The organism is Neobacillus sp. BF23-41, assembly GCF_041106275.1.
Genome location: NZ_JBGBPR010000033.1, coordinates 1 through 15,952, shown reverse-complemented (window position 1 = coordinate 15,952; position 15,952 = coordinate 1). Strand labels below are relative to the sequence as shown.

The following is a 15,952-nucleotide window of genomic DNA, read 5'->3' as shown; positions in this document are numbered from 1 at the left end:
AGCGATAGCGCATTCGTGCTTGACTTATCGTAGGGCGGAGAGCGAAGTACACTAGCCGCTGGGCTCTGTAGCTAGACAGTAAACAAAGTCCAAAGAAATAAATAAAAAGGAGGATTTCAATGATAAAACGATCGTTACAACAGATTGCTGAAATGGTTTCTGCTCAAAATGATAGGAGTCCGTTTGCTGAAACGATAATCACGGGTGTTTCCATTGATTCCCGTAAGATTGAAAATGGTAACCTGTTTATTCCTTTTAAAGGAGAGGTTTCAGACGGACATAAATATGTGGAAGAATCCATCAGTAAAGGAGCAGCTGCAGCCCTTTGGCAAAAGGATGTCCCGAACCCGCCCACCCATTTACCCATTTTGATTGTCGATAATTGTCTTGTGGCCTTACAGGAATTAGCAAGAAACTACCGAAAACAATTAAACGTAAAAGTGGTTGGTATCACAGGAAGCAATGGGAAAACGACGACAAAGGATATGACTGCCGGCATTCTTGCCACAAATTATAAGGTTCAAAAGACAGAAGGAAATTATAATAATCATATTGGTCTTCCATTAACGGTCTTAGGCTTACACGAAGACACTGAAATTGCCGTCCTTGAAATGGGAATGAGCGGCAGGGGGGAGATTGAATTCCTAACGAAGCTTGCCTGCCCGGATGCTGTGGTGATTACCAATATTGGAGAGTCACATCTTCTCGACCTTGGTTCAAGAGAAGGTATTGCGGAAGCAAAGCTTGAAATCCTCCAAGGGCTAAAAGAAGGTGGACTTGCTGTCCTCCATGGTGATGAACCATTGCTGATGGAACGAATTCAACAACATAAAGTTAATGTACAGGTTAAAACATTCGGCAGAAATGAAACGAATGATCTATATCCAACTGATATTACTCAGTTAGAGAATGGGAATCGTTTCAAAATCAACGCTTCAAGGACTACTTTCGAACTTCCAGTATTAGGAACGCATAATATTTTAAATGCACTTGCCTCGATGTTGATTGCTAACTATTTTTCAATCCCTTTCGAAAAAATGAATGAGGGGTTAGCTGGTATTAAGTTAACGAATATGCGTATGGAGTTAGTAGAAGGGAATCAGGGCGAAAAAATAATTAACGATGCTTATAATGCAAGTCCCACTTCCATGATGGCGGCTATAGAATTAGTTTCCAATCTTAAGGGGTATGATCGAAAAATCCTTGTCTTAGGGGACATGTTAGAGCTTGGTCCAGAGCAAGAACAGTATCATCAGCAAATTGGAACTAGTTTAAACCGTGATAAAGTTGATCTTCTGTTCACCTATGGAAACTTAGGGGGGCATATTGCAAGCTCAGCCAGAACTGTTTTGGGAGAAGAAAGAGTGTTTGCTTTTACAGAAAAAGCATCACTTATTCAAGAATTAAAGCGACATGTAAATAAAAACACCTTAATCCTTGTCAAAGCATCCAGAGGTATGAAATTAGAGGAAATCGTAACGGCATTGCAAAAAAAATAAAAGAAATTAAAACTGACGAATTAATGAATGATTTAAGCTTGATAAAAGAAAAATAACTGAGACCCCCCTTGTGTGGAGAAGTTGCCCTTCTTATCGAGTATTAGACAATTTGATGAAGTAATAGGATCGGTTTGAAGCTGTAACAAACTTGTCTTTATTGCAAAATGCTAGCAACAGTGGTATGATGTTCATCAACGTGTCTAAAGAACGATTATTAAAGGGCATACTCCTTGAGGGAGCATGTTTTTTTTTGGTAAAATAAAGATGTTACCTATTTACGGCATTTTGATGCGTGTCCGCTCAAGCGCCAAGGGAACCGAGCCGTTTCGGTCCTGCCTAAGATGAAGTATAAAAATCCACTGCCATCCTGTGATAAAATTAAAACTTATTTTATCCTTGATGAACTTTAAACCTACTTGATCAAAGATGAAAGATAACCTATAGCATTTTTAATTAAGTCAAAATAGGACTTCAACTTGGGCCCTCCAGCGCTTTTCGCCTCTAAGAGCAGGCGCTTCCGCTTTTCTGAGTATCAGGCGAAAATATTCAGCACTTAAAAAATATTTTCACATAGATGAAGGAGAATGAAAACATTGACAAAGTTTGAAGAATTAGGTCTAAGTCAGGCCACATTACAATCTGTCCTCAAAATGGGTTTTGAGGAGGCAACACCAATTCAGTCAGAAACTATTCCATTGGGGCTAAAAGGTATTGATTTGATCGGGCAAGCTCAAACAGGAACAGGTAAAACAGCTGCATTTGGTATTCCATTGATTGAAAAAATCGATATTAGTGCGGATGCAATCCAGGGTATCATTATTGCACCAACTCGTGAACTTGCGATTCAAGTATCAGAAGAACTATATAAACTAGGTTCAGGCAAAAGAGTTCGTGTACTGCCAATATATGGCGGGCAGGATATTAGCCGCCAGATTCGCTCATTAAAGAAAGCACCACATATCATTGTTGGTACTCCAGGTCGTGTATTAGATCATATCAACAGAAAAACGATGCGCCTCGAAACGGTAAATACAGTGATTCTTGATGAAGCAGATGAAATGTTAAACATGGGATTCATTGAAGATATTGAATCGATTCTTGCTTCTACACCAGCAGAACGTCAAACATTACTTTTCTCTGCTACTATGCCAGGGCCGATTCAAAGAATGGCAGAAAAGTTCATGAAGGATCCGCAAATTATTCGTGTCAAAACGAAAGAAATGACCGTTCCTTCCATTGAACAGTATTACCTTGAAGTAGTGGAAAGAAATAAGTTTGATGTATTAACAAGACTTCTTGATATTCAATCCCCTGAATTAGCGATTGTTTTTGGTCGTACGAAGCGCCGTGTCGATGAATTATCGGAGGCATTAACTTTAAGAGGTTATACGGCAGAAGGTATTCACGGCGATTTAACTCAGGCAAAGCGTATGTCAGTTCTTCGTAAATTTAAAGAAGGAACAATTGACGTGCTTGTAGCAACAGACGTAGCAGCAAGGGGACTTGATATCTCCGGAGTAACTCACGTATACAATTTTGATATCCCTCAAGATCCTGAGAGCTACGTTCACCGTATTGGACGTACAGGTCGTGCCGGTAAAAAGGGTGTAGCCTTAACATTTATTACACCACGTGAAAAATCATATCTTGCTGTCGTGGAAAGAACTACTAGAAGCAAGATGGAAAAAATGAAAGCTCCTACGCTTGATGAAGCTTTAGAAGGTCAACAAAAAGCAGTTGTAGAAAAGATCGTTGCAACGATTGAATCGAACAACTTACATTATTATAAGGCAGCAGCTCAAGAATTGTTGGAAGAAAATGATGCAGCAACTGTTATCGCAGCTGTGTTGAAAATGTTAACAAAAGAACCGGATACAACACCGGTTAAGCTGACAGAAGAACAGCTTCCACAAAGACGAGAAAGAAAACCACAAGATCGTGACCGTAGAAGAAGAGATGATTCTAGAGGTTCAGGTTCATACGGTGGGGACCGTAACAGAAAAAAAGCACCAGCAAAGCCACGCAGTGGTGAAAAAAGAACTGGCGGCGGCGGTAAGTCAGCATCAAAGCCAAGAACTTTTAACCACTAAAATACAAAAGCATGGACGATATCGTTCATGCTTTTTTTATTTGACCAAAAGGGGAACAGTAAATATTATCGCATTCTAGTTGGGGTGATTTTATGACGATTGTAAAACTTGGATATGTTGCAATGAGTGTAGAGCTTCAGAATGCTTCCCCCTCACAAACGATGACATTTGCTCAATTTGAAAAAATAAAAGACCGGGACGCAGCGATTCGGAAATTAGAGAGAATCGCTATATCGAACTTAGAAAATTGCTTGCGGTTATTAAAGCACAATGAGGGTAACCAAATTCATTTTTTTAGGCTAAGTTCGCGGGTCATTCCCCTGACTAATCATGAGGAATTACTGGACTGGGACTACATCAAACCATTGAAAGAACCACTCAAAAAACTAGCCAATTATATAAAAGAGCACCCTTCTAGGATTGACTTCCATCCAGATCATTTTGTGGTGCTTAATTCACCGAATAAGGATATTTTGATTAATTCCTTAAAGACGCTTGCAATGCATGAAAGACTCCTAAAAGGAATGGAAATTGATACGGAACACCGTTGTGTACTTCATGTCGGTGGAGGGTATAACGATAAGGAGAAAGCCCTGGAATACTTTATTCATAATTGGGCCTATGTTTCCCCTGCGATCCAAAAAATGATTATGCTCGAAAATGATGATACGACATTTACAATAAAGGAGACACTATACCTTTGTGAAAAGTTGGGTCTGCCGATGGTGTTTGATTATCATCATCATCTTGCTAATCATGAAGAGGAAGACTGGACTGCTGATTGGGAGCGGATTGTTGCGACCTGGGCACAGTCTCCTCTGCCAATAAAGATACATATATCCAGTCCGCGCTCCGAAAAGGATTTTAGAGCCCATGCGGACACAATTGACCCGCAAATGTTTCTTCGATTTTTAAATCAAGTTAAGGGAACGGTTCCAGAGATCCACTGTATGATTGAAGCGAAGCAAAAAGATGCGGCGCTTTTTCAACTGGTAAAGGATTTGCAAGAGTGTGAAGGAATTACGTGGATCGACCAGTCCAGTTTTATTATCGAATAAGTAGTAGTGCCGTACTCCCCAACCATGTATACTTAAACTGATTTTGAGATTGTGAAGTAGGGGGAGAGATGAATGGTTGAACCGCAAAATCGACTTTCGGAAAAGGCTTTAAAGGTATGGAGAATCTCTGCAGTAATCAAGGTTGTCATAGAATGGTCGATCACAGCTGTTATTGTTTTACTATTAGATATTTTCGATGGTCCCTTCTGGATTTCGCTTACCCTCATCATATTAGGAGTTATTTTTACGTTTTTACATATTTTTCTATTTCCTACACTCAGATGGAAATGGTGGAGATATGAAGTTCGTGAGGAAGAAATAGAGCTGCAGGAGGGTATCTTTATCCGAAGTCGTACCTTAATTCCAATGGTTCGCGTCCAGCATGTAGATACCGTCCAAGGGCCTATTCTAAGGAAGTACAAATTAGCCTCAGTGATTGTTCATACGGCGGCCACAGCCCATCAAATTCCTGCTTTAGAAGAAACAGAAGCAGAACAATTAAGGTTCAATATATCGAAACTAGCAAGGGTTGCTGAAGATGATGTCTAAACCAAAACGACTTCATCCCATAGCCATTTTGGGATATATGGGTAAAAGAATAAAAAACTTTATTTTTCCAATTGCTGCTTTTACATTTTCGGTTACTCGCGATAGTGGGCGGCCGTTATTATTCGCCTTGGGTGTTTCCTTACTAGCGATTATTATTATTTTTATCACCAGTCTCCTCTCATGGGTACGGTATACATACCAATTGGAACAGGATGAACTCCGGATTAAAGATGGGATTTTCATTCGAAAGAAAAGATACATTCCATATGAACGAATTCAAAGTATCGATCTTTCCGAAGGTATTTTACAACGATTGTTCGGGTTGGTAAAACTCCAAATTGAAACGGCTGGCGGAATCGGAGCAGAAGAGGCGGAAGCTGTCCTTTCTGGGATATCGAAAGGGGAGGCTCTGGTAATCCAGGAATTTACGGCAGCAGCTAAAGGGAACGGGGCAATCGAAGGAAAAGATTTACCTGAGGGTCAATCCGTTTATAAAATTTCCACCGGAAAATTATTGATTCTTTCCCTAACCTCAGGTGGTGTTGGGGTGGTCATCTCAGCTGTCCTTGCGTTATTAAGTCAAGTGGATGACCTGATTCCCTTTCGAAGATTAGCCAGCGGTCTTGAAAAATGGACGGCTCCTAGTCTGATCCTGCTAACGATCCTTGTGGTTATTGGATTTTTCCTGGCATGGGTAATCGCGCTCATTGGTACGATGCTAAAGTATGCTAATTTTACTGTGATCAAAAAAGACAATGATTTAGTTATTACTCAGGGTCTGTTGGAGAGAAGACAAATAACCATTCCTTTGAAGCGGATCCAAGCGATTCGCATCAGTGAAAATATTGTCAGACAACCCCTCGGTTATGCGACTGTATATGCGGAAAGTGCTGGCGGGTCATCGGCCAATCAAGAGGGTTCTAAAGTGACCCTTTTGCCGATCGTCAAGCTAGATCAGATCGCTTCCATCCTTGAACCGGCCATTACAGATTACCTTGTCCCGACCACCTTTACCCCACTACCGAAACGGTCGATGTGGCGCTGTATATTCAGGCACTGGTACATTGCTATTCCGATCGTGATTGTGTCCCTAATATTTTTGAAGATTTGGGGCCTTCTTTCCATCATTCTGCTTGGTGCGATGACGCTTGGGGCTGTTTTAAAATATAAGGCAGCTGGTTGGACTCTTGCTGAACAGCAGCTAACGCTAAGATACCGGACGTTAATGTTGACTCGAACGACGGTTATAATGAAGAAAAATAAGATTCAAAGCTTGGAAATAAGAGAAAGTTATTTTCAGCAGAAACAAGAACTAGGGACATTCGAAGCCTTTGTGAAATCGGGTGTCGGTGATGCCGGCGGCACTGTCGTTGATATGGAAAAGGGCGATCTAAAGGAAATTTATGATTGGTATTCTAGCGGCAAAGAAAAAAGGATTTGCAGTGAAAGGTAGTTTCGACTGCAAATCCCTGTTATTTCAAGATAAGAAAGTATAAATTTCGACTTTGAAAATTGTCCAGCTCCAGCGCCCTAGCGGCTAGTGTCCTTCGCTCTCCGCCCTACGATAAGTCAAGCACGAATGCGCCTTCGGCTCTTCGTGTTTCCTTTATCTCAGTTGGAGCGCTCCAGGCCATACGCCGCTGAACAGGGCGCTTGCGCTTTTCTTATTGTGCTAGTAATCCGAGAATGACAATGATAATAATTGACGCCCAAATGATCACTTTCAATGGAGATTGATAGGAGATGCTGCTTTTCTTACTGCTGGCCCAGTTCGCGGTGCCTCGAATCGAATCGGATAAATCTTTTTTATTAAAATAAGGAATTGCCCCCATTAAAAAACCACCAAGTAATCCAAAAAGATGGGCGGTAATATTAATATTTGGCTGTAAGAATGTCATAATGAGACTGACAACACAAAGAGTAAGGATTATTTGCGAGTTTTGCTTGGAAAGCATATGTTTCCGAAACATAATAACCGCCAGGTAATAACCAAACAAACCAAATATCGCTCCACTTGAGCCAACGTGGGTATAGGTGAGCGGCTGGAGCAGCAGTGTGGCGACATTTGCAATAAAACCTGACAGCAGATAGACAAATAAAAATCTGCCGCTTCCAAGCATGTGCTCCAGTGCCGGTCCAAATAACACAAGTGAAAAGCTATTAAACAGCATGTGTGGAAAACCACTATGAATAAAGGTCGGTGTAATCAGCCGCCAATATTCCCCTTCCTTAATATAAAGATTAACTCCAGAAAGATTTTCAAAGAACCAAGCGTTTGGGAAGATGGTTATTCTCGTTAAAAGATATAATCCTACATGAATGGTAATAATAATAGAAACAATCGGATAAAGGCGGATAAAATCGCGAAAACTTTCCGTTCTCGTAAACATGATAAAAACCTCCTGAGTTTTACATTAACTATTAATAAACTAATTTCCGTCCTCGTACACTATTACTTATGCTCATTGTATATCAAATAGAAGGAAGATGAACGATGATTAAAGGGATTGGGATCGATATTATTGAACTTTCAAGGATTGAGGACATCCTCAATCGACAAAAGAAGTTTGTGGACCGCGTGTTAACTCCGAATGAGCGGCTAAAATTTGAAGGTTTATCGGATGTCAGAAAAGTAGAATTTTTAGCAGGGCGCTTTGCGGCGAAAGAAGCGTATTCTAAAGCGAATGGCACAGGTATTGGAGAAGAGATATCATTTTTAGATATTGAAATTGAAAATGATAGATCTGGAAAACCATTTTTTGCAAAACCAGAGGCGCATGCCCATTTATCTATTTCACATAGTAGAGATTACGCAGTAGCGCATGTAATTATTGAAGAAATTTAGTGCATATAAATTTTTATAAAAATAATGAGCTTGGCAACTCCTTATCATATTCCTTTAGGTTGTCTCATATATTCATAGGGAAACAGGAGAGACAAGGTCAGCCATGGTCATTTTGGAAAGCAAACTCCATTGCCTGACCCCTGCCTTTCTCTTCTCTATAATCATATGAAATGAGACAAGAAGGGGTTGAAGGAATGAGGAAAAAGTTATTGCTGCTAATCACGGGGCTCATGGTCGTTTTTGTACTAGCTGCCTGCGGTTCTAAATCACAAGGTGATGTGGTAAAAGAGCTAACGGGGAAACTAGACGACTTAAGTGGCTATAAGGTGAATGCAAAAATGACGTTGAAAATGGGATCTGATTCACAAATTTATAAGGTTGAAATTTGGCATAAAGATCCTACCTTTTATCGTGTGAATTTGAAAAATTCTCAAAAAGATCAAAGTCAGATGATATTAAGGAATAACGAAGGGGTATTTGTTCTTACACCTGCTCTAAATAAGAGCTTCCGTTTCCAAAGCGATTGGCCGCAAAACAGCAGCCAGGCCTACTTGTATGAATCGCTGATTAAGGATATTGTTGCCGATAAAAGTGCAAAATTCTCCACTACTAAAGAATATTATGTATTCGAAACGAAGACCCGCTATCAAAACAATACAATGCTGCCATTCCAAGAAATCAAGTTGAATAAAAGTGATTTATCACCTGCTGTGGTAAAAGTAATGGATCCGGATCGAAATGCCCTTGTAACTGTTGAGTTTTCCAAAGTGAAATTTAATGCCAGCTTTGACAAGGATGATTTCGATATGAAGAAAAACATGACACGTGCGCAGCTTAATTTGCCTGCTATGGCAGATGGCGGCGATAAAGCCTTTACTGTTTTGTATCCAACCACAGAACTTAAAGGGACAAAATTGATTGAGGAAAAAGAAGTGGCGCTTGAAGATGGCAAGAGGGTTGTCCTCACCTATGATGGCAAAAAATCGTTCACGCTTGTCCAGGAAAAGGTAACAGCAAAAACAGCGTCTGCGAATCCAACCTATATTGAAGGTGATATTGTCGACTTAGGTATGACGATCGGAGCAGTTTCGGAACACTCCCTCTCTTGGTCACATAATGGTGTGGATTATATGATTGCATCGAAAAACCTCACGAAGGAAGAAATGATTGAAGTTGCAGCATCTGTCCAAGGTGAAGCAGTAAAATAAATATTGATACTAGCAGGCTCTTTACAGGGCCTGTTTTTTATTTGTAAATTATAGTAAACAGCAGTTTGATAATTTTTGTGATAAAATGGAATGACATTTAATAAAAGCAATTAGGAAGTGGAAACATGGAAGAGCAAGGTTTTTTTTATAGAGATACTTGGGCGGAAATAGATTTAGATTGTATTCTTGCCAATGTTGCCTCCGTCAAAAAGCATTTGCCTCAAGGCGTGAATATGATCGCAGTTGTCAAAGCAAATGCATATGGCCACGGGGATATTCAAGTGGCAGAAACAGCACTTGAAGCAGGTGCAGCCTATTTAGCAGTTGCCTTTATGGATGAAGCGATTGCCTTAAGAAAGAAAGGAATTACTGCTCCTATTCTTGTCTTGGGTGCTACACGGCCTGAAGATGTTCAAGTGGCAGCGAAATTTAATATTACCCTTACCGTTTTCCAGAAGGAATGGCTGCAAGAGGCCATAAGACATCTAAAGACAGAGGATCGCATTTCTTTTCATATCAAAGTAGATACAGGGATGGGGAGAATTGGTGTTCGCAGCTTATCAGAGTTAACTGCAATCGAACAAATCATCTCCGAAAATGACCAATTCATATTGGAAGGGATTTATACACATTTTGCTACGGCGGATGAACTGGATGAAACCTATTTTCGTAAGCAATTAGGGTTATTTGACAGTATGGCCAATGGGCTAAAAGAACAACCGAAGTATATCCACTCAAGCAATAGTGCTGCTGCACTAAGATATCCTAGCGCTTATTTTAATGCCGTTCGGATTGGCATTGCAATGTATGGCCTGACACCTTCACTTGAAATGGAAAGTGAAATTCCGTTTCCGCTCCGGGAAGCATTTTCACTCAGGTCACGACTTGTCCATGTTAAGAAGTTGCAAAAGGGCGAAAAAGTGAGCTATGGGGCAACGTATGAAACCAGTGAAGAAGAGTGGATTGGGACGATTCCGATTGGCTATGCAGACGGTTGGATTCGCAAACTGCAAGGCCAAGAGGTGCTTGTTAAGGGAACGAGGTCGCCAATTGTCGGTCGAATCTGTATGGATCAATGTATGATTCGTCTCCCATATCATGTTCCAATTGGGACCACCGTAACATTAATCGGCGGGGACGAGGATCAGTTTATTTCCGTTAATGAAATCGCCCAAAAGCTTGACACGATTAATTATGAAGTTCCATGTATCATTGCAAATCGAGTTCCGCGCCTTTATAAAAAGGGTGGAAAAATTGTCGATTTAAAAAATTACCTTCTTGAAGATTAATGGGCTAAATGAAGATTTCCAGTCATATTTATGATATTGCGGTAATTTGTGCATAAAAGAGTGTTTTATTGGCTTATAATACAGTAGTATTATAAATAGTCTATGCAATAAGTTCGATAAGTGTTATTATTGTATATGGTACAGATAGATAAGTGAAACTCACTGTATGAAACAGACTCTGGGTCGACTCATGTAGTGTGTTGAATTTATGCGTCAGAAGGAATTCTGGTTAGATAAAAATGGTGTGTAGTGATGGTGGAGGTGTATGTTTGTGGCTGAGTCAGGCGCAACTACGGAAATCTTAGTGAAGTTACCGCAACATCTTTTAACGGAATTAGATGGTTTTGTTAAACAAGAAAATGTAAACCGCAGCGAGTTTATCTACCAAGCAACAAAAATGTATTTACGCGAACGAAAAAAGAGACAAATTCGCGAGTCGATGAGACGTGGATACATGGAAATGGCAAAGATAAATCTTAGAATTGCATCAGAAGCATTTTTAGCAGAATATGAGGCAGAACACACAGTTGAACGTCTAGTAAGCGGAGGATAATCCTTTGATAGTCAAACGTGGTGACGTTTATTTCGCGGACCTATCCCCAGTTGTTGGTTCTGAACAAGGCGGCGTCCGACCTGTACTTGTCATCCAAAACGACATCGGGAATCGGTTTAGTCCCACAGTGATTGTTGCAGCGATTACAGCTCAAATTCAAAAAGCCAAGCTTCCTACTCATGTAGAAATTGATGCGAAGCGCTACGGATTTGAACGAGACTCGGTCATTCTGTTAGAGCAAATTCGTACAATTGATAAGCAGCGGTTAACCGATAAAATCACCCATCTCGATGACGAAATGATGGAAAAAGTGGATGAAGCCTTGCAGGTTAGCCTGGGTCTCATCGAATTTTAATTTAAAGCACGCTCTTTTTAGGAAGAGCGTTTTTTCATACATATCCTGACCTCATTTTCTACTTCTGCTTAGGCGAGCTCACATGCTCGCCTATTTTTTTTGAATAAATTGCAGAAGGCACAATAATGAAACGGTCTAATGATTCTGATACAATAGAATGAAAAGGAATGGAGGATTGTTTTGTGAATGATACAATCGTAAAAGATGATCAATTGTTAAAGAAAATTGCTGCTGAACTGACAATTTCTTATAAACAAGTAAAGAGTGTGATTTCTTTATTAGATGAAGGCAATACAGTTCCTTTTATTGCTCGATATCGGAAAGAAATGACAGGAGCGCTTGATGAAGTACAGATTCGCAATATTTTAGAACGCTGGCAGTATATTCAAAACCTAGAGCATAGAAAAGAAGAGGTTATTCGAATCATTGCCGAACAAGGAAAATTAACAGACGAACTTAACCAGGCGATTACCAAAGCCGAAAAGCTTCAAGAGGTTGAAGACTTATACAGGCCGTATAAACAAAAAAGACGGACAAAAGCGACGATTGCAAAAGAAAAAGGCTTGGAACCTTTTGCAGAGTGGCTTCTGACTTTTACAAAAGAAAGTGTGGAAGAAAAAGCAAAACAATTTTTATCGGAAGAAAAAGAAGTCCTTGCCGTTGAGGATGCGATTGCTGGCGCGAAAGATATTATTGCGGAATGGGTTTCTGATGATGCTGAAAGCCGTAAATGGATTCGTAAAGAAACGTTTAAATCCGGTGCAGTTGTATCGGTGGTCAAAGAAGCGGAAAAAGATGAGAAAAACGTCTACGAAATGTACTATGAATACGAAGAACCTGTAAATAAAATAGTCCCCCATCGAATTCTCGCTTTAAATCGCGGGGAAAAAGAGGACATTTTAAGAGTTTCGATTAAAATGAATGCCGATTTAATCTTGTCATATTTATCGAGAAAGTGGATCCGTGTTCAGCATTCACCTGCAGCGCCGATTGTGATAGAGGCAATGGAAGATAGCTACAAAAGATTGATTCAACCTTCCATCGAGCGGGAAATCCGCAGTGAATTAACGGAAAAAGGTGAAGAGCAAGCCATACATATATTCTCTGAAAACCTTCGTAACTTACTTTTACAGCCACCGTTGAAAGGCAAAGTCGTCATCGGTGTCGACCCTGCCTACAGGACAGGCTGTAAATTAGCAGTCGTAGATGAAACAGGCAAGGTGCTGAAGATAGATGTGATCTATCCCCATCCACCGGTTAACAAAGCCAAAGAAGCGCGCGAAAAGTTTATTAACATCCTCCGCGAGTACAAAGTTGAAATGGCGGCAATCGGAAATGGCACAGCCTCAAGGGAAACAGAACAGTTTGTGGCAGATATCTTAAAAGAAATGGACAATGAAATTTTCTATTTGATTGTAAATGAAGCAGGTGCAAGTGTATATTCTGCTTCCGAGCTTGCCAGAGAAGAGTTTCCAAATCTTCAGGTAGAAGAAAGAAGTGCGGCCTCTATTGCCCGCCGGTTGCAGGATCCATTAGCGGAATTGGTGAAAATTGACCCAAAATCGGTTGGTGTCGGTCAATACCAGCATGATGTTTCCCAGAAACGTCTGTCAGAATCGTTGCATTTTGTGGTCGAAACAGCCGTTAACAGGGTCGGTGTAAATGTGAATACTGCTTCTCCATCACTTTTACAGTATGTAGCGGGGCTTAACAAGACTGCTGCTAATAATATTGTCAAAAAGCGTGAAGAGGAAGGGAAATTTACGAGCAGGGTTCAATTAAAGAAAGTACCTCGTCTTGGTGCAAAAACCTATGAGCAGGCGATTGGGTTCTTGCGCGTATTAGATGGCAAGCAGCCGCTTGACCGGACAGGGATTCATCCGGAAAATTACGACGAAGTGAAGAAATTATTAGCGAGTCTAGGATTTACAACTGATGACCTTGGTTCGGATGAGTTAATAACTGCGCTTAATGGGATTGATTTAAAAGCTGTTTCAGAAGAACTTGCTATCGGGGAATTAACCCTAAAGGATATTATTGATGCTTTGGTAAGGCCGGAACGCGATCCGCGCGATGATTTGCCACGCCCTCTTTTGAAAAAAGATGTCCTTAAGTTAGAAGATCTACAAGCAGGTATGGAGCTGCAAGGTACGGTTCGGAATGTTGTGGACTTCGGTGCATTTGTTGATATCGGCGTTAAGCAGGACGGGCTTGTGCATATTTCCAAACTAAGCAATAGATTTGTAAAGCATCCATTGGATATTGTGTCAGTAGGAGATGTAGTCACAGTATGGGTGGATTCTGTTGATATGAAAAAAGGCCGGGTTGCGTTAACAATGCTGGCGCCTTCGAACTAATTGGAAGTATCGGGATCCTGTAATAACATTAACACCATTATAGAAGACCATTTCGCAAAGCGAGTTGGTCTTCTTTTTTATTTTTGTCCCTATCAATTAACTCTTAGAAATAATTATTAGATGTGAAGGGAAAGGCTCTCATAAATGTTCATGAGGACAGAAATAGGAAGGGAAAGGTGTAAGTTGTCCTCATGAGGTGTTCATGAGGACAAAAATAGGAAGAGAAGTGCATAAATTGTCCTCATGAACTTAAGAGAAGTGTTTTTTTCTGTAAAAGAACCAGCACTGGTTTAGCATCTTGATCTGATAGCGATCCTTCTCATAGAAAGCTCTTTTCATTTGGTTTTGCAACCAAGTTGGCATAATAAAACCTCCCGAAAAGTACATCATTATTAAAGGTATATACAATATATGCTATAATAGGTTGTCATGTTCGCAAAGAAAGTGAGGGTCCCAAAATGGAACAACAAGAACTTCAATCATTAGTTGAAAAGATATCTGTTGAATCATTTGGGAAGCAGTTTCGGCACATAGCGTCTTTCAATCCCAGACTAAGGTCAACAGGTGGCAGATACCTTCTTGGCACACATAATATTGAAATAAATAAAAGATATTACGAGCAGCTAGGTGTAAATGAATTAGTGGGGATTATTAAACATGAGCTATGCCATTATCATCTTCACCTTGAAGGGGAGGGGTATCAGCATAGAGACCAAGAGTTTAAGCAATTATTAAAAAAAGTAGGAGCACCGCGATTTTGTGCACAATTACCCGATAGACCAGTAAAACGAATATCCAAAAGAATTCTTCTATATCAATGTTCGAAATGTCAGCTACCTTACAAAAGAAAGAGGAGCATCGATACTAGTAGATATGTATGTGGGAAATGTAAGGGGAAATTAATGAAAATAAAAGAAATAATTGTGGAGTAACGTAAGAATTTGGAAAAAATCTTTATCTAAAAACTATATTGACTTTCTATTATAACGTCATTATAATGTAAAGAGTCGATAAGGTGATTGCCTAATTGATTTAAGGTTTTTAATAGTATTATTCCGCAGAGCTCACTGGTAGAGACGAGCGAGGCATCATGAATTTGCGGCGAGTTGTACACACCGAGACGCTCCTTGGGTTACTTACTGAGGTGGGGACATGGTTGTAATATAGCTTAGATTAAAGAATGTAATATTATTATTCCGCAGTAGCTCAGTGGTAGAGCTATCGGCTGTTAACCGATCGGTCGTAGGTTCGAGTCCTACCTGCGGAGCCATATGGGGAAGTACTCAAGAGGCTGAAGAGGCGCCCCTGCTAAGGGTGTAGGTCGGGTGACCGGCGCGAGGGTTCAAATCCCTCCTTCTCCGCCATATAATTTATCGGCCCCTTGGTCAAGCGGTTAAGACACCTCCCTTTCACGGAGGTAACACGGGTTCGAGTCCCGTAGGGGTCATCTGGGACGGGGAATGACGTTGATTCATTTCCTGTTTCTTAATCTTTATAAACATCAATTTTGGGCTATAGCCAAGCGGTAAGGCATCGCACTTTGACTGCGACATGCGTTGGTTCAAATCCAGCTAGCCCAGCCATTTTTTTATAAATCAATATTAAATGCGGGTGTGGCGGAATTGGCAGACGCACCAGACTTAGGATCTGGCGCCGCAAGGCGTGGGGGTTCGACTCCCTTCACCCGCACCAAATGTTTTACTTGAATTAATTTGGTTAGTATGTTATGATTGTTTTTGTCGCTAATTATCGTGCGGTCGTGGCGGAATGGCAGACGCGCTAGGTTGAGGGCCTAGTGGGGGCAACCCCGTGGAGGTTCAAGTCCTCTCGGCCGCACCAAATAAGTTGTTGACAAACAATATTGAGTCTGGTATACTTTAAAAGTTGACTCCAATACATGCGCCCTTAGCTCAGCTGGATAGAGTGTTTGACTACGAATCAAAAGGTCGGGAGTTCGAATCTCTCAGGGCGCATTTTTACGGGAAGTAGCTCAGCTTGGTAGAGCACTTGGTTTGGGACCAAGGGGTCGCAGGTTCGAATCCTGTCTTCCCGACCAGTCGAATATATTTTACGCGGGTGTAGTTTAGTGGTAAAACCTCAGCCTTCCAAGCTGATGATGAGAGTTCGATTCTCTTCACCCGCTCCAAAT

The 15,952-nt window shown here is 40.7% G+C and carries 14 protein-coding genes and 9 tRNA genes; 21 read left to right on the top strand and 2 right to left on the bottom strand.

Annotation, left to right across the window (positions count from 1 at the left end):
• Window positions 1-119: 119 nt before the first annotated feature.
• The 5 genes from AB7942_RS26915 to AB7942_RS26895 all read left to right on the top strand — a co-directional run bounded on the left by AB7942_RS26915 (window position 120) and on the right by AB7942_RS26895 (window position 6,649).
• Window positions 120-1,499 carry a UDP-N-acetylmuramoyl-tripeptide--D-alanyl-D-alanine ligase gene (locus tag AB7942_RS26915; RefSeq protein WP_369449229.1) on the top strand — a complete coding sequence of 460 codons (1,380 nt, stop codon included), beginning with the start codon at window positions 120-122 and terminating at the stop codon, window positions 1,497-1,499.
• Between the two features lie 593 nt (window positions 1,500-2,092).
• The gene (cshA, locus tag AB7942_RS26910) at window positions 2,093-3,589 is read left to right on the top strand and encodes a degradosome RNA helicase CshA (RefSeq protein WP_088085053.1); all 1,497 of its coding nucleotides are present in this window, start codon (window positions 2,093-2,095) and stop codon (window positions 3,587-3,589) included.
• Window positions 3,590-3,681: 92 nt separating this feature from the next.
• Window positions 3,682-4,647, top strand: coding sequence for a UV DNA damage repair endonuclease UvsE (gene uvsE / locus AB7942_RS26905; RefSeq protein ID WP_369449228.1), 966 nt, complete (start codon window positions 3,682-3,684; stop codon window positions 4,645-4,647).
• A 72-nt stretch (window positions 4,648-4,719) separates the two neighbouring features.
• Entirely contained in the window at window positions 4,720-5,196 is a 477-nt protein-coding gene (locus AB7942_RS26900; RefSeq protein ID WP_088085055.1) for a PH domain-containing protein, read from the top strand.
• Window positions 5,186-6,649, top strand: coding sequence for a PH domain-containing protein (locus AB7942_RS26895; RefSeq protein ID WP_369449227.1), 1,464 nt, complete (start codon window positions 5,186-5,188; stop codon window positions 6,647-6,649). Before AB7942_RS26900 ends, AB7942_RS26895 begins: the two co-directional genes overlap by 11 nt.
• 211 nt (window positions 6,650-6,860) lie before the next feature.
• On the opposite strand, the gene AB7942_RS26890 is transcribed toward AB7942_RS26895, so the two are convergent.
• Window positions 6,861-7,586, bottom strand: a complete 726-nt coding sequence (locus AB7942_RS26890; protein ID WP_369449226.1) for a rhomboid family intramembrane serine protease — start codon at window positions 7,584-7,586, stop codon at window positions 6,861-6,863.
• 104 nt (window positions 7,587-7,690) lie between these two features.
• On the opposite strand from AB7942_RS26890, the gene acpS reads away from it, so the two are divergent.
• The 6 genes from acpS to AB7942_RS26860 all read left to right on the top strand — a co-directional run bounded on the left by acpS (window position 7,691) and on the right by AB7942_RS26860 (window position 13,803).
• Window positions 7,691-8,041, top strand: coding sequence for a holo-ACP synthase (gene acpS, locus AB7942_RS26885; protein ID WP_335718902.1), 351 nt, complete (start codon window positions 7,691-7,693; stop codon window positions 8,039-8,041).
• Between the two features lie 194 nt (window positions 8,042-8,235).
• Window positions 8,236-9,249 carry a LolA family protein gene (locus AB7942_RS26880; RefSeq protein WP_369449225.1) on the top strand — a complete coding sequence of 338 codons (1,014 nt, stop codon included), beginning with the start codon at window positions 8,236-8,238 and terminating at the stop codon, window positions 9,247-9,249.
• A gap of 125 nt (window positions 9,250-9,374) precedes the next feature.
• A complete protein-coding gene (gene alr / locus AB7942_RS26875) occupies window positions 9,375-10,538 on the top strand; it encodes an alanine racemase (RefSeq protein WP_369449224.1) in 1,164 nt (387 codons plus the stop codon).
• 271 nt (window positions 10,539-10,809) lie between these two features.
• Window positions 10,810-11,091, top strand: a complete 282-nt coding sequence (locus AB7942_RS26870; RefSeq protein WP_066097189.1) for a CopG family ribbon-helix-helix protein — start codon at window positions 10,810-10,812, stop codon at window positions 11,089-11,091.
• Between the two features lie 4 nt (window positions 11,092-11,095).
• Entirely contained in the window at window positions 11,096-11,446 is a 351-nt protein-coding gene (ndoA, locus tag AB7942_RS26865) for a type II toxin-antitoxin system endoribonuclease NdoA (RefSeq protein WP_007083556.1), read from the top strand.
• A 182-nt stretch (window positions 11,447-11,628) separates the two neighbouring features.
• Window positions 11,629-13,803 (top strand): Tex family protein, encoded by a 2,175-nt coding sequence (locus tag AB7942_RS26860; RefSeq protein ID WP_369449223.1) that lies wholly within the window; start codon window positions 11,629-11,631, stop codon window positions 13,801-13,803.
• Between the two features lie 249 nt (window positions 13,804-14,052).
• Here the strand turns inward: AB7942_RS26860 and cmpA are convergent, their stop codons facing one another.
• A complete protein-coding gene (cmpA, locus tag AB7942_RS26855; RefSeq protein WP_088085061.1) occupies window positions 14,053-14,166 on the bottom strand; it encodes a cortex morphogenetic protein CmpA in 114 nt (37 codons plus the stop codon).
• 95 nt (window positions 14,167-14,261) lie between these two features.
• On the opposite strand from cmpA, the gene AB7942_RS26850 reads away from it, so the two are divergent.
• From AB7942_RS26850 to AB7942_RS26805, 10 genes are all read left to right on the top strand, one after another.
• Window positions 14,262-14,735: a SprT family protein gene (locus AB7942_RS26850; RefSeq protein ID WP_369449222.1), complete on the top strand. Its 474-nt coding sequence runs from the start codon at window positions 14,262-14,264 to the stop codon at window positions 14,733-14,735.
• 263 nt (window positions 14,736-14,998) lie between these two features.
• Window positions 14,999-15,073: transfer RNA gene (locus AB7942_RS26845), tRNA-Asn, on the top strand.
• A 3-nt stretch (window positions 15,074-15,076) separates the two neighbouring features.
• A tRNA-Ser gene (locus tag AB7942_RS26840) sits at window positions 15,077-15,167 on the top strand.
• An 11-nt stretch (window positions 15,168-15,178) separates the two neighbouring features.
• Window positions 15,179-15,250, top strand: a tRNA-Glu gene (locus tag AB7942_RS26835).
• Between the two features lie 61 nt (window positions 15,251-15,311).
• Window positions 15,312-15,386, top strand: a tRNA-Gln gene (locus tag AB7942_RS26830).
• Between the two features lie 24 nt (window positions 15,387-15,410).
• Window positions 15,411-15,495 (top strand) — tRNA-Leu (locus AB7942_RS26825).
• Window positions 15,496-15,556: 61 nt separating this feature from the next.
• A tRNA-Leu gene (locus AB7942_RS26820) sits at window positions 15,557-15,642 on the top strand.
• Between the two features lie 60 nt (window positions 15,643-15,702).
• A tRNA-Arg gene (locus AB7942_RS26815) sits at window positions 15,703-15,776 on the top strand.
• A 6-nt stretch (window positions 15,777-15,782) separates the two neighbouring features.
• A tRNA-Pro gene (locus tag AB7942_RS26810) sits at window positions 15,783-15,859 on the top strand.
• 16 nt (window positions 15,860-15,875) lie between these two features.
• Window positions 15,876-15,949 (top strand) — tRNA-Gly (locus AB7942_RS26805).
• The last annotated feature ends 3 nt before the right edge of the window (window positions 15,950-15,952 follow it).

What these genes read in the sequence shown, in the direction of transcription:
- AB7942_RS26915 (WP_369449229.1), top strand. Translation starts at nt 120, where the DNA reads ATGATAAAACGATCGTTACAACAGATTGCTGAAATGGTTTCTGCTCAA.
- uvsE (WP_369449228.1), top strand. Translation starts at nt 3,682, where the DNA reads ATGACGATTGTAAAACTTGGATATGTTGCAATGAGTGTAGAGCTTCAG.
- AB7942_RS26900 (WP_088085055.1), top strand. Translation starts at nt 4,720, where the DNA reads ATGGTTGAACCGCAAAATCGACTTTCGGAAAAGGCTTTAAAGGTATGG.
- AB7942_RS26895 (WP_369449227.1), top strand. Translation starts at nt 5,186, where the DNA reads ATGATGTCTAAACCAAAACGACTTCATCCCATAGCCATTTTGGGATAT.
- AB7942_RS26890 (WP_369449226.1), bottom strand. Translation starts at nt 7,586, where the DNA reads ATGTTTACGAGAACGGAAAGTTTTCGCGATTTTATCCGCCTTTATCCG.
- acpS (WP_335718902.1), top strand. Translation starts at nt 7,691, where the DNA reads ATGATTAAAGGGATTGGGATCGATATTATTGAACTTTCAAGGATTGAG.
- AB7942_RS26880 (WP_369449225.1), top strand. Translation starts at nt 8,236, where the DNA reads ATGAGGAAAAAGTTATTGCTGCTAATCACGGGGCTCATGGTCGTTTTT.
- alr (WP_369449224.1), top strand. Translation starts at nt 9,375, where the DNA reads ATGGAAGAGCAAGGTTTTTTTTATAGAGATACTTGGGCGGAAATAGAT.
- cmpA (WP_088085061.1), bottom strand. Translation starts at nt 14,166, where the DNA reads ATGCCAACTTGGTTGCAAAACCAAATGAAAAGAGCTTTCTATGAGAAG.
- AB7942_RS26850 (WP_369449222.1), top strand. Translation starts at nt 14,262, where the DNA reads ATGGAACAACAAGAACTTCAATCATTAGTTGAAAAGATATCTGTTGAA.